The organism is [Scytonema hofmanni] UTEX 2349 (assembly GCF_000582685.1).
Taxonomy (GTDB): Bacteria; Cyanobacteriota; Cyanobacteriia; order Cyanobacteriales; family Nostocaceae; genus Hassallia; species Hassallia hofmanni.
Map to the genome: position 1 here is coordinate 4,360,984 of NZ_KK073768.1, position 12,343 is coordinate 4,373,326.

At 44.7% G+C, this 12,343-nt stretch carries 21 protein-coding genes; 1 reads left to right on the forward strand and 20 read right to left on the reverse strand.

Annotation, left to right across the window (positions count from 1 at the left end; all coding sequences use genetic code 11):
• Positions 1-109: 109 nt before the first annotated feature.
• The 13 genes from TOL9009_RS0124710 to rplP all read right to left on the reverse strand — a co-directional run bounded on the left by TOL9009_RS0124710 (position 110) and on the right by rplP (position 7,104).
• Positions 110-667, reverse strand: a complete 558-nt coding sequence (locus tag TOL9009_RS0124710) for an adenylate kinase (protein WP_029635488.1) — start codon at positions 665-667, stop codon at positions 110-112.
• Entirely contained in the window at positions 667-1,980 is a 1,314-nt protein-coding gene (secY, locus tag TOL9009_RS0124715; protein ID WP_029635490.1) for a preprotein translocase subunit SecY, read from the reverse strand. The genes TOL9009_RS0124710 and secY overlap by 1 nt, the downstream gene beginning before the upstream one ends.
• Positions 1,981-2,091: 111 nt before the next feature.
• Positions 2,092-2,535, reverse strand: a complete 444-nt coding sequence (gene rplO / locus TOL9009_RS0124720) for a 50S ribosomal protein L15 (protein WP_029635492.1) — start codon at positions 2,533-2,535, stop codon at positions 2,092-2,094.
• Between the two features lie 96 nt (positions 2,536-2,631).
• Entirely contained in the window at positions 2,632-3,159 is a 528-nt protein-coding gene (gene rpsE, locus TOL9009_RS0124725; RefSeq protein ID WP_029635494.1) for a 30S ribosomal protein S5, read from the reverse strand.
• 112 nt (positions 3,160-3,271) lie between these two features.
• Complete coding sequence (gene rplR / locus TOL9009_RS0124730) at positions 3,272-3,634, reverse strand: 50S ribosomal protein L18 (protein ID WP_029635496.1); 363 nt, start codon at positions 3,632-3,634, stop codon at positions 3,272-3,274.
• 2 nt (positions 3,635-3,636) lie between these two features.
• The gene (gene rplF / locus TOL9009_RS0124735) at positions 3,637-4,182 is read right to left on the reverse strand and encodes a 50S ribosomal protein L6 (protein ID WP_029635498.1); all 546 of its coding nucleotides are present in this window, start codon (positions 4,180-4,182) and stop codon (positions 3,637-3,639) included.
• A gap of 158 nt (positions 4,183-4,340) precedes the next feature.
• A complete protein-coding gene (rpsH, locus tag TOL9009_RS0124740) occupies positions 4,341-4,742 on the reverse strand; it encodes a 30S ribosomal protein S8 (RefSeq protein ID WP_029635500.1) in 402 nt (133 codons plus the stop codon).
• A gap of 21 nt (positions 4,743-4,763) precedes the next feature.
• Positions 4,764-5,312: a 50S ribosomal protein L5 gene (gene rplE, locus TOL9009_RS0124745; RefSeq protein WP_029635502.1), complete on the reverse strand. Its 549-nt coding sequence runs from the start codon at positions 5,310-5,312 to the stop codon at positions 4,764-4,766.
• Positions 5,313-5,422: 110 nt separating this feature from the next.
• Complete coding sequence (gene rplX, locus TOL9009_RS0124750) at positions 5,423-5,773, reverse strand: 50S ribosomal protein L24 (RefSeq protein ID WP_029635503.1); 351 nt, start codon at positions 5,771-5,773, stop codon at positions 5,423-5,425.
• Positions 5,773-6,147, reverse strand: a complete 375-nt coding sequence (gene rplN / locus TOL9009_RS0124755) for a 50S ribosomal protein L14 (protein WP_029635504.1) — start codon at positions 6,145-6,147, stop codon at positions 5,773-5,775. Before rplN ends, rplX begins: the two co-directional genes overlap by 1 nt.
• A gap of 42 nt (positions 6,148-6,189) precedes the next feature.
• Positions 6,190-6,441: a 30S ribosomal protein S17 gene (gene rpsQ / locus TOL9009_RS44670; protein ID WP_029635505.1), complete on the reverse strand. Its 252-nt coding sequence runs from the start codon at positions 6,439-6,441 to the stop codon at positions 6,190-6,192.
• Positions 6,442-6,447: 6 nt separating this feature from the next.
• Positions 6,448-6,675 carry a 50S ribosomal protein L29 gene (gene rpmC, locus TOL9009_RS44675; RefSeq protein WP_029635507.1) on the reverse strand — a complete coding sequence of 76 codons (228 nt, stop codon included), beginning with the start codon at positions 6,673-6,675 and terminating at the stop codon, positions 6,448-6,450.
• Positions 6,676-6,678: 3 nt separating this feature from the next.
• Entirely contained in the window at positions 6,679-7,104 is a 426-nt protein-coding gene (gene rplP, locus TOL9009_RS0124770; RefSeq protein WP_029635510.1) for a 50S ribosomal protein L16, read from the reverse strand.
• 10 nt (positions 7,105-7,114) lie between these two features.
• On the opposite strand from rplP, the gene TOL9009_RS40370 reads away from it, so the two are divergent.
• Positions 7,115-7,303 carry a hypothetical protein gene (locus TOL9009_RS40370; protein WP_186227718.1) on the forward strand — a complete coding sequence of 63 codons (189 nt, stop codon included), beginning with the start codon at positions 7,115-7,117 and terminating at the stop codon, positions 7,301-7,303.
• Here the strand turns inward: TOL9009_RS40370 and rpsC are convergent.
• From rpsC to rplC, 7 genes are all read right to left on the reverse strand, one after another.
• Entirely contained in the window at positions 7,289-8,044 is a 756-nt protein-coding gene (rpsC, locus tag TOL9009_RS0124780; protein ID WP_029635512.1) for a 30S ribosomal protein S3, read from the reverse strand. The two genes, TOL9009_RS40370 and rpsC, sit on opposite strands and share 15 nt — an antisense overlap.
• A gap of 53 nt (positions 8,045-8,097) precedes the next feature.
• Entirely contained in the window at positions 8,098-8,457 is a 360-nt protein-coding gene (gene rplV, locus TOL9009_RS0124785; protein WP_029635514.1) for a 50S ribosomal protein L22, read from the reverse strand.
• Positions 8,458-8,611: 154 nt separating this feature from the next.
• Positions 8,612-8,890, reverse strand: coding sequence for a 30S ribosomal protein S19 (gene rpsS / locus TOL9009_RS0124790; protein ID WP_029635516.1), 279 nt, complete (start codon positions 8,888-8,890; stop codon positions 8,612-8,614).
• Positions 8,891-9,037: 147 nt separating this feature from the next.
• On the reverse strand, positions 9,038-9,901 hold the full coding sequence (rplB, locus tag TOL9009_RS0124795) for a 50S ribosomal protein L2 (protein ID WP_029635518.1): 864 nt from the start codon (positions 9,899-9,901) through the stop codon (positions 9,038-9,040).
• Positions 9,902-9,971: 70 nt separating this feature from the next.
• The gene (locus TOL9009_RS0124800) at positions 9,972-10,286 is read right to left on the reverse strand and encodes a 50S ribosomal protein L23 (RefSeq protein WP_029635520.1); all 315 of its coding nucleotides are present in this window, start codon (positions 10,284-10,286) and stop codon (positions 9,972-9,974) included.
• Positions 10,279-10,914, reverse strand: a complete 636-nt coding sequence (rplD, locus tag TOL9009_RS0124805) for a 50S ribosomal protein L4 (protein ID WP_029635522.1) — start codon at positions 10,912-10,914, stop codon at positions 10,279-10,281. Before rplD ends, TOL9009_RS0124800 begins: the two co-directional genes overlap by 8 nt.
• Positions 10,915-11,066: 152 nt before the next feature.
• Complete coding sequence (rplC, locus tag TOL9009_RS0124810) at positions 11,067-11,702, reverse strand: 50S ribosomal protein L3 (RefSeq protein WP_029635524.1); 636 nt, start codon at positions 11,700-11,702, stop codon at positions 11,067-11,069.
• Positions 11,703-12,343 lie beyond the last annotated feature (641 nt).

Genomic DNA, 12,343 nt, shown 5'->3' on the forward strand with positions numbered 1-12,343 from the left:
GAGTGGGGGAGTGGAGGAGTGGGGGATGGGCAAAGAAGAATTCTTATTTTTGTCCCCTTGTCCCCTTGTGTCCTTGTCTCCCTTGTCCTTTTTGTCCCCATGAGTGAAACTAAAAAGCGATTACCTTCTTAAGTTCATTAGTGACTTCTTCTTGGGATTGATTACCATTGACGGTGAGAAGTTGTTGCTTCGATCCGTAATAATCAATCAAAGGTGCAGTTTCATTGCGGTAAACTTCTAAGCGACGACGAATCACCTCTTCGGTATCATCTTTTCGTCCGCGAGCAAGTAAACGTTCTACTACTACATCATCTGGCACATCCAGATTGACCACCTTTTCACCGCTAGAAAGACCCATATGAAGCAGCAATTCCTGCAAAAAAACTGCTTGCGTTACTTTGCGAGGAAAGCCATCTAAAATCCATCCAGACTTAATATCTGGTTGACTAAGACGCTCCTGCACTAGCTCCTGCATGAGCTGGTCGGGAACCAACTCGCCACTATCAACGTAATTTTGAGCTTTAATTCCTAAAAGGGTTTGCTCTTTCATTGCTTGACGCAATATATCACCCGTGGAAATATGGGGAATATTGCACTCGTAAGCTAAGTTTTGAGCTTGAGTTCCCTTACCAGCTCCAGGTGGTCCCAAGAAGATTAATCGCGTCACTATTGTTTCACCATTCCTTCATAGCGCTGAGATATGACGTAAGTTTGGACTTGTTTAGCTGTGTCAATTGCCACACCAACCAGAATTAGCAAACTAGTTGCACCAAGTCCTTTAAAGGTTGGCACACCTAAAGAGCTTTCTACCGCAGTGGGAATAATCGCAACTAAGCCCAAAAAAATAGCACCTAAAAAAGTTAGTCGATTCGTCACGCGCTCAATATACTCACTCGTTGTTTTACCCGGACGAACACCAGGAATGCTAGAACCCATTTTTTTCAAGTTCTGCGCCACATCTACTGGGTTAAGAATCAACGAAGAGTAGAAGTAGCTGAAGAAAACAATAGAAACGAGGTAAATCAGCGAGTATGCCCAAGGCGCAGAACCACCCGGACTCAAATAATTGTTAACAATATTAATCAAGTCAGGATTTTTGGTGAAATTAGCGAGCAAAAGTGGCAAACTCAAGATGGCAGCCGCAAAAATAATCGGCATGACACCGCCTTGATTTAGCCGCAGGGGTAGATAACTACGCTGCTCTGCCAAAACACGCCGACCAACTTGACGACGAGCGGAAATAATGGGGATGCGTCGCGTTCCTTCTTGAACAAAGACAATCCCAACAATTGTTACTAAGAACACTAAAACTAGTACAATTACACGCCCGACAATTTCCCGACCCCCGACTTGCACCAAGTCGATGGTATCGCCCAAAGATTTTGGTAATGAGGCGACAATGTTGACAAAAATCAACAAAGATGCTCCGTTACCAATCCCTCGTTCGGTGATTAGTTCTGATGCCCACATGACAAACATAGAACCAGCGGTGAGAGCGATCGCTGTTTCCGCTACGAAAACCGGACCAGGTTCTTTAGCAAATTGCTGTAAGAAAAATGCTGAGAACGCAGTACTTTGAATAATCGCCCAACCTAAAGACACATAGCGCGTAATTTGGGAAATTTTTCGCCGTCCGGCTTCACCTTCATTTTTCTGTAAATTTTCTAAAGCTGGAATCGCAGTTGTGAGCAATTGGATAATAATGGAAGCGTTAATGTAAGGCAAAATGCCCAAGGCAAAGACTCCCAAAGTAGAAAGTCCGCGTCCTGAGAATATGTCTAACAAGCCGAATATAGCGCTATTACCCTGAATCGCTTGGTGAAATAACTCGCGATTTATTCCAGGTATCGGCAAATAGATGCCCAGGCGAATCAAAATTAAAATACCGACGGTGACAAGCAGCCGACCTCTTAGTCCAGCTGCTTGCGCCATCTGCATAAAAGTTTCTTGAGCCGTTGGGGCTTTGTCTCGACTAATCATAAAGGGCTACCTTTGAAGTATGAACTGTGAAGTGTGAAGTGTGAAGTACAAAGTCAAAAGTATAAAATGTGAAGTATATATTTTTCATCCTTCTCCTTCACCCTTCATCCTTCATATAACTTCACAACTCCCACCAGCTGCCTCAATTTTGCTTCGAGCTTGACCTGTGAAAGCTGCCGCTTTGACATTGAGCGCAACGCTTAATTCCCCATTGCCCAAAATTTTCAATGGTGCTTTGGCACTAGTAAGAATACCTGATGCCTTTAAAGATTCCAAAGTAACTTCTGTATTAGCAGGAAGGGAGGCAAGTTTCTCTACATTAATCGTAGTATAATTTTTACGATTAATAATTGGAAAGCCCTTTAACTTAGGGATACGGCGATACAACGGCTGTTGACCACCTTCAAAACCAGGTCGGGTGCTGCTACCAGAGCGAGATTTTTGACCCCGCATACCTAAACCAGCACTGGCACCTTGACCGGCAGAAATACCCCTACCTACACGCTTCTTGCGTTTTTTCGAGCCTTTTTGAGGACGAACATCATTTAGTCTCATAATTTTGTCAATGGTCAATGGTTAATGGTCAATGGTCAATGGTCAATGGTCAATGAACTTTTGACTCTTGACTCCTGACTCTTGACTTTTGACTTGTTAAATGTAGAGATTCTCAATAGGAACGCCTCTATCTTCGGCAACTTCGGCGAAGGTACGTAAGGTAGATAGGGCATTAACTGCGGCTCTAGCATTATTGAGTGGATTGTTGGAGCCAAGTTGTTTCGCCAAAATGTTGCGAACTCCGGCTAACTCCAATACGGTACGGACAGCACCACCGGCAATTACCCCAGTTCCTGGAGATGCTGGTCGCATCATGACTTTTGCGCCACCACCAGTACCATCAATCGGATGGGGAATGGAATTGGATTTGGTCATGGGGATTTCGATCAAATGCTTTTTGCCGTCGGCTACGCCTTTTTTAACGGCACCAATTACATCTGAAGCTTTACCAACTCCCACACCAACTTGACCGCGTTCGTTACCAACGACAACGATCGCTCGGAAGCTGAGTTTTTTACCTCCCTTAACGACCTTACTAACGCGTCGGATCTGAATCACCCGTTCTTGCCAGGTTGTGTCTTCTTTTTTAGCGCGTTTTGTTTTGTTTTTACGCTCGGTTGCCATAATTAATGCTATGTAGGTTGTTGGTTGTAGGTTGTTATTTGTTAGTTGTTATTTGTTGGTTGCTTTACTATCCACTAACCACTATCCACTATCAACTAACCAATTACTAATTTTAGAAATTTAAGCCGGCTTCTCGTGCTGCGTCAGCTAAAGCTTTGATGCGACCGTGATATAAATTACCACCGCGATCAAAAACTACTTGAGTTATGCCTTTTTCGAGCGATCGCACTGCAATCAATTTGCCAACTTGGACACTAGCTTCTTTGTTAGAACCTGAAGCCAAATTAGATTTCAAATCTGGCTCTACACTCGAGGCTGCCACAATTGTGTGATGTTTGGTATCATCAATTACCTGAGCATAAATATGCTCGTTCGAGCGAAATACAGCTAACCGTGGACGTTCTTCAGAACCGCTTACTTTACCACGGACGCGTCGATGGCGACGCTGTTTAGATTCTTTGCGAGTAAGTTTCATTTTTACTTCTTACCTTTACCAGTCTTACCAGCTTTACGTCTAACCACTTCACCGGCGTAGCGAATACCTTTACCTTTATAAGGTTCTGGTCGGCGAACTTCGCGAATTTTCGCTGCCGTGTTGCCTACTATTTCTTTGTCATACCCGCTAACGATGACGTTAGTGGTACCTTCAACTGCAAACTGAATTCCGTCTGGTGGGAGAATTTGCACTTGATGGCTATAACCCATATTCAAGATGAGGTTACGACCTTGAACTTGTGCCCTATAACCTACCCCTTGAATTTCCAACCGACGTTGAAAACCTGTGGAAACTCCTTCTACCATGTTGGCAACTAAGGTACGGCATAAACCGTGTAGCTGCCGAGATGTGCGGGAATCATCGCGTCGATTTACTTGTAAGATTTCCCCTTCTTGAGAGACAATCACATTCGGCGGCAAGTCGCGAGAAAGTTCACCTTTGGGACCTTTCACCACAACTTTTGTGCCGTCAATTGTTATTTGTACTTTAGCGGGGACTGTAATTGGACGTTTACCAATTCGAGACATAAATTTTATCCTTTGTTATTTGTTAGTTGTTGGTAGTTGGTTGTTATTTATTGGGCAATGGGCAATGGGCATTGGGTAATGGTAATAATTCTTTCCCATGAACCCCTTTCCCCCTCTTCAAATTCCTACTCACCACTAACCACTAACCACTAACTTTCTTACCAAACGTAGCAAAGCACTTCACCACCCAAGTTCTGACGTCGCGCTTCGCGATCGGTCATAATGCCACTGGATGTAGAAATAATGGCAATGCCAATACCACCTAATACCCGTGGTAATTCTTTTTTGTTGGAGTAAACTCGCAAACCTGGTTTGCTCACTCGCTTTAAAGCGGTAATTAAAGGCTGGCGATTTTTACCCTTGTATTTCAGGGCAATCACCAAGTTACGCTTTACTCCATCTTCTGCTTCTTCGTATTCGGAAATAAAACCTTCTTCACGAAGCACTTTAGCAATACTACGGGTCGTTTTTGTTGCCGGCACTAGTGTTGTTTGATGCCTTGCCATAGTAGCATTGCGGATGCGCGTCAGCATATCTGCAATTGTGTCGTTAGCCGCCATCGTTCCCTCGTATAACTGAACTTATTGATCGCGAAAAGGCATTCCCATTTCTTTGAGTAACGCGCGTCCCTCTTCGTCATTTTTTGCGCTGGTGATGATGGAAATATCCATACCACGTACTTGATCGATGCTGTCGTACTCGACTTCTGGAAAAATTAATTGTTCTCTAACGCCAAGAGTATAATTTCCCCGACCATCAAAGCTTTTGGGACTAATGCCGCGAAAGTCTCTAATTCTAGGCAAAGAAAGGCTGATCAGTCGGTCGATAAAGGCGTACATTCGTTCGCCTCTAAGTGTCACCATGATCCCAACAGGCATTCCTTGACGAATTTTGAAGCCAGCGATCGCCTTTTTCGCCCGCGTGACTACCGGTTTTTGACCTGTAATCACGGCAATTTCACTTAATGAGGCTTCTAATGCTTTCGCGTTGGAAGCTGCTTCCCCCAATCCCCGGTTCACCGTAATTTTTAGTAACTTCGGCACCTGATGAATGTTGGTGTATTGAAACTGATTCATCAGTTTGGGGACGATTGTCTCTTGGTATAAATTTTTGAGTCTTGTTGTCGCCATATTTTTTTTCCTGTTTATCCCTGGTCTTGGTCAGGGAAAATCTTTTGTCATTTGTCAAAAGTCCTTTGTCAAAAGTCTTTTACTAATGACCAATGACTAATGACCAATGATTATTTATCAAGTATCTCGCCGGTTTTCTTTAACATCCGTACCTTCTTCCCTTCTTGGGTTGTGGTGTAACAGATGCGACTCGCAACGTTTTGCTTGGTTGAATAAACCATTACGTTGGAACTATGAATTGGGAATTCTTGGGTAACAATGCGTCCCGATTCACCTTCGGCTTGGGGTTTGACGTGCTTAGTTTTAATGTTGACGCCTTTAACAATGACTTGACTAACTTGGGGAAGTGCTTTGACTATTTCACCAACTTTGCCTTTGTCTTTGCCGGCAATGACTTGCACGGTGTCGCCAGTTTTGATGTGCATTTTATGGAAAACTTTAGGTTTCGGCTGTTTTGCCATTACAACACCTCCGGAGCCAAAGATACGATTTTGGTAAAGTTTTTCTCGCGCAATTCCCGTGCCACTGGTCCGAAAACACGCGTACCTCTAGGATTACCATCTTTGTTGATGATTACTGCGGCGTTGTCGTCAAAGCGGATGCTCATACCGCTATCACGATTCATGGCTTTGCGGGTGCGGACAATAACCGCTTCCACTACATCAGATTTTTTTACTGCCATGTTAGGAATAGCATCTTTAACAACGGCGATAATTTTATCACCAACACCGCCATAACGACGGTTTCCTCCGCCTCCGCCTAAAACGCGGATACACATTAATTTGCGGGCGCCGCTATTATCTGCGACATTGAGGTAGGTCTGGGATTGAATCACAATTTTTCTTCCTTGTGAGGTTGGAGCGAAAACTAACAACTATTACGTTGTAGCTTTAGTGTTGAGGATTTCTGTGACTTGCCAGCGCTTGGTTTTGCTCAGGGGTCGAGTTTCCTGAATCCGAACGCGATCGCCCACTTTACATTTGTTTTCTTCGTCGTGGACTTTATAGCGCTGGGTATTCACTACAATCTTGCCGTACTTGGGGTGAGGAGCGCGGTTTTCAATGGCGACTACCACCGTTTTCTGCATTTTGTCGCTCACTACCAAACCAACTCTTTCTTTGACTGCCATAATCTCCTACTTTTCTTCTTTAACCAATTCAGTTGCTTGTTGTTTGCGCTCTGTTTCTACTGTCAGCAACTGGGCTAAACGGTGTCGAGCATGTTTGAATTGATGGGGTTTTTCTAATTGTCTGGTTGCTTTTTGCAAACGCAATTGAAATAGTTGCTTTTTCACAGCAAGAATTTCATCAGACAATTTTTCGTCACTTAATTCTCTTGCTTCTGAAACTTTAGGCAGAGGCATGATTTACTCCTGCGGCTCCGATTCGGAGCGTGTAATGAACTTAGTTTTAATTGGTAACTTAAAAGCTGCCAAGCGCATTGCCTCGCGAGCGATTTCTTCAGTAACGCCAGCAATTTCAAATAAAATCCGTCCTGGCTTGACGACTGCTACCCAAAATTCCGGTGAACCTTTACCGGAACCCATCCGGGTTTCTGCGGGACGCATGGTTACAGGTTTGTCTGGGAAAATACGAATCCAGATTTTACCACCCCGGCGGATATAACGAGTCATTGCTCGACGCGAAGCCTCTATTTGCCGGGAAGTGATCCAAGCTGGTTCTTGTGCTTGGAGGGCAAAATCGCCAAAATTCAGGCTGCTACCACGGGTAGCTACACCGCTCATCCGTCCGCGTTGTTGTTTGCGGAATTTAGTTCTTCTAGGACTTAACATGATTTGGGCAATGGGCAATGGGCAATGGGCAATGGGCAATGGGCAATGGGTAATGGGTAATGGGCAATGGAAATTTAGAATTAGTTATGATAAATTCTTTCCGTGCCCCATGCCCCATGACGGCAGGTGCTACAACGGAGGGAACCTCCGCAACGCACTGCCTCCCCCATGCCCCATTCCCGCTTTATCCTTCATTTGAACGATCTTCAAATTGTTGGCGACGACGTTGTTGTTGACGACGACGAGGTTCGCGATCGCGTGTTGTTGGTTGTGCTGGAGTTTCTTCCTGTCCGGGAATAATTTCTCCTTTAAACACCCACACTTTGATACCGAGAATGCCGTAAATGGTTTTTGCGGTACAGCAAGAGTAGTCAATATCAGCCCGTAAGGTATGTAGAGGTACTCTACCTTCACGAGTCCACTCTGTCCGGGCAATTTCTGCACCGTTGAGCCGACCACCAACTTGAATTTTAATGCCTTGCACACCAGCGCGTTGAGCACGTTGGATGGATTGACGCACTACCCGACGGAAGGAAACGCGGCGTTCCAATTGTTGAGCGATGTATTCGGCAATCAAATAAGCATCGGCATCAACTCGTTGTACTTCAACTACGTTAATGCGAATTTGCCGATTGCCGCCTAACAAATCTTGCAGTCCGGTACGCAATGCTTCAATACCTTGTCCACCTCGACCTACAACTACACCCGGTCGAGCCGTGCGTACTTCTAAGTCGATTTGGTCTGCTTTGCGCTCAATTCGCACTTCCGAGATGCCGGCGTTGTTTTGAGCGTATCTACCCAGCTTTTGTTCTATGTAGTTACGGAGTTTGTAGTCTTCTTGAAGAAGTTCTGGATAACGGTCAGGAACGGCAAACCAACGTGATTGGTGTTCTTGAGTAATACCCAGTCGAAAACCGACTGGATGAATTTTTTGTCCCACAAATAGTTCCTCTAAAATTTCTGACTTTACGCAATTTTTTTACCGAGAGAAGCTTATTCTTCAGCCGCACCAGTTGCAACTGCTACTGTGATGTGACATGTCGGTTTGCGAATTTGGTAAGCTCGACCTTGCGCTCTTGGTTGGAACCGTTTTAGGACTGGACCTTGATCGGCGTATGCTTGAGTAATCACTAATTGAGCGCGATCTAACCCATCGTTATGCTCGGCATTCGCTGCCGCGCTTCTAATTAGCTTTAATACTGGTTCGCAAGCACGATAGGGCATGAATTCCAGGATAATTAGCGCTTCTCGATAGGATCTACCGCGAATTTGATCGAGTACGCGACGCACTTTAAAGGGAGACATGCGTACAAAACGGGCGATCGCTTTTACTTCTTTAGTATCAGTTGCCATAAGTTTCTCCTTTTTTGTTAATTGATAGTTGTTAATTGATAGTTGTTAATTGATAGTTGTTAATTGATAGTTGTTAATTGTTTTATGATCTACTAACCACTATCTACTAACCACTAGCCGCTAACCACTAGCCACTAACCACTAACCAATAACTCTATCTCCCTGCTTTTTTATCACTTTTTCCATGACCCCTGTATGTGCGCGTCGGGGCAAATTCACCTAATTTGTGTCCTACCATTTGCTCATTCACAAAAACTGGTACGTGTTGGCGTCCGTTGTGAACAGCGATGGTATGTCCTACCATTAGGGGCAAAATTGTTGAAGCTCTCGACCAAGTTTTAATAACTTCTTTTCTGTTGATTGCGTCGAGCTTTTCAATTTTCTTGAGTAAATGATCCGCAACGAAGGGACCTTTTTTTAGAGAACGACCCATAATTTGTTAGTTGTTAGTTGTTAGTTGTTAGTTGTTGGTGGTTAGTTGTTTACTACTAACAACTAACCATTAACCCTTCGGGTTCGCCAGTTGCTTCAAGTCGGCAGAGCCGCCCAACGCACTGGCTCACCACTAACCATTTACTTTTTAAGACTCGCGTCCGCCGCGTCCGCGTTTAGAAGACTTACGACGACGACGTACAATAAATTTGCTGCTTGGTTTCTTACGCTTGCGTGTCTTCATACCCAAGGTAGGTTTACCCCAAGGTGTCACAGGACCGGATCTACCAATGGGAGCGCGACCTTCACCACCACCATGTGGGTGATCCACTGGGTTCATGACGCTACCTCTGACCTTAGGACGGCGACCTTTCCAGCGATTTCTTCCTGCTTTACCTGCACTGAGGTTTCTCGCGTCGGTGTTCCCAACTTGTCCGATGGTGGCGTAGCATTCGCGCCGAATCAGTCGGACTTCGCCAGAAGGCAGTTTGATGGTAACGTAATTTCCTTCTTTCGCCACAACTTGCGCGGTAGCACCGGCGGAACGAACGATTTGACCGCCTTTTCCTGGGGTCAATTCTACGTTGTGAACGCTAGTACCCAAGGGAATATTCGACAAAGGTAAGGCGTTACCATCTTCAAAGGGCGCATCAGGTCCAGCAATAACTGTTGTCCCGACTTTCAAGCCGTTGGGATGAAGAATATAGCGTTTTTCGCCATCTTGGTAAAATAAAAGGGCGATCCGGGCGTTGCGGTTTGGATCGTATTCAATCGCTTCTACTTTCGCGGGAATATTCCGTTTATCGCGTTTAAAGTCGATAATCCGGTAAAGTTGTTTATGTCCGCCACCGCGCCGACGACTAGTAATCCGCCCTTGGTTATTTCTACCTTTAGGACGATGCTTGTTTGTCGTTAAAGACTTTTCCGGCTCGGTTTTGGTAATTTCCGCAAAGTCGGAGATAGTAACTTGGCGAGTACTGGGGGTATAAGGGCGATAAGAACGAGTACCCATAATTAGAGTTGTTAGTTGTTAGTAGTTAGTAGTTAGTAGTTAGTAGTTAGTTCTACTAACTACTAACTAATTACACGTCTGGGAATAGAACTTGTCTAATCTTGTCTTCGTCCCCAGGTGCCACTGTGACAATGGCTTTCTTGTATTGGGGTTTGTAACCAAGAAATTTACCAACGCGCCGCTTTTTGCGAGGAGGTCTTGAGGTATTCACTTTAACAACCTTGACATCAAACAAGGTTTCAATTGCGGCTTTGATTTCTGGCTTGGTTGCTTTAGGAATTACTTCAAAAGTGTATTTATTCTGCTCCATTGCAATGGTCGCTTTCTCGGTGACAATTGGGCGACGCACTAAATCGGGCAAATAACGGGGGTCAAAGTTAGGCACTGTAGACCTCCTGAATTTTTTCTAAGGCTGCTGCTGTAATAACAATTTTGTCAGCCCGCAGCAAGTCGTAAACGTTTAGTTGGTTAGCGGCAATTAACTTTAATTTTTCGATGTTGCGAGCTGAGAGATAAACGTTTTCGGTGCGATCGGACAAAATTAAAAGTGTATTGCTTTCTGGTTGTGAACCCCAACGGGCGATCGCTTGTACCAATTCTTTGGTTTTCGGGCGTTGAAACTCGTTGCTAAATTCTTCCACTACAATCAAATCGTCAATGCGACTAGCAAATGCTGTCCGCAATGCTAAACGCCGCTCTTTACGGTTCATCTTCAGGTCATAATCTCTGGGCTTTGGTCCAAAGATCACACCACCACCACGCCACAGGGGTGAACGAATTGATCCGGCACGCGCTCTTCCTGTACCTTTTTGCCGCCACGGTTTGCGACCACCACCTCTAACTTCTGCACGGGTCTTTGTACTGGCAGTTCCCTGGCGAGCATTGGTCATTTGTCTCACTAAGGCTCTATGCACAATATGAGACGCCGTTGTTTCTTTGGCAACTCGCAAATCGAAGCTTTTCTCTCCGACTTGTTCTCCTTGCCAATTTTTAACTACACACTCAAATGTCATTTTTTTGTCCTTTGTTCTTTGTTAGTTGTTAGTTGTTATTTATTGGGCAATGGGCATTGGGCGTTGGGCAATGGGCATTGGTAATAATTCTTTCCCCTTTCCCACGAGTCCCTTTCCCCCTCTTCAAATTCCCACTAACCACTAACCACTAACTACTTACCAACTTTATTGGTTGGAATAATACTTATCAATGCTCCGGGTTTACCAGGAATAGCTCCCTTAATTAGCAATAAGTTACGTTCTAGGTCTACTCGCACTACAGTCAGCTTGCGAATTGTGATGCGCTTCCCACCCAAACGTCCTGCCATCCGCTTACCTGGATAGACACGACCGGGTGTTGTACCCGCACCAATCGAACCGGGTGCTCTATGGTTTTTTGAACCGTGTGACATGGGTCCACGACCAAAGTTGTTTCGTTTCTGGTTCCCTGCGAAACCGCGACCGATACTTTTACCGCTTATATCTACAATTTGACCTGCACTAAAAATATCTGCCGTAATTTGTTGACCTAAAGAATACTCACTAGCGTTCTCAATGTGATATTCCCGTAAGTGACGCAATGCTGGAGCCTCTGATTTTGCCAGATGTCCCAGTAAAGGCTTGTTTAAAGCCTTTGGCTTCACTTCACGATAGCCAACTTGAATGGCAGAGTAACCGTCGGTCTGTTTTGTTTTTACTTGTGTTACTGTGCATGGTCCCGCTTGGACGATAGTGATAGGAATGGATACTCCTGCTTCGTCAAAGATTTGGGTCATGCCCAGTTTGGTGCCGAGAATGCCTACAGACACAGTTACTGGCTCTCCTTATCTACTTACTTTTAAAATCGGATTCATCAAACACTCGTTTCAATGCCCAAACTAGGGCATTTCGCAGCAAGCGGACGCTTCTGGCTGCAACAAGGGTATCCTTCTAGGGTTGCTGAATCCGTTTATTTTCACTCTTTGCAGCTAAAATCATCTTCCCGATTGGAAATCTTCAGTGAGTGAAATTAACTTTGCGCTTACTTTATAGCTTTGCGCTTTGTGCAGCAATGCTTCGTCCCTTAAGCGATCGCTATGGCACTTTCTGGCGGACACTGCTTTTGACGAAGAAATGAAAACGACTTGCGTCACACTTCATGTGTCCGTGTTGCAGTGGGACTTAAGCATACAATCGCTGCTCAGTATCCCTTGACTGAGACTGATGCAATGTCATCAAACCATGATGAATGCTCAGTTTTTACTTCACTAAAAACATCAAGCGATCGCTTAATGTTTTGCCTAGTTTCAAGAGAGACGCATGAGTGAATGCGCTTTTTTCCTTAGGTTGTGCTTTGGGTTTTATTCCAATGCTCCTAAGTTTACTCAAGGCTCTATTAGTTTATCAGCTTCTTACCCATCCGAGCGATTATATCACATTTTGGATTTAATTATCAACCTTAAATGCTAAA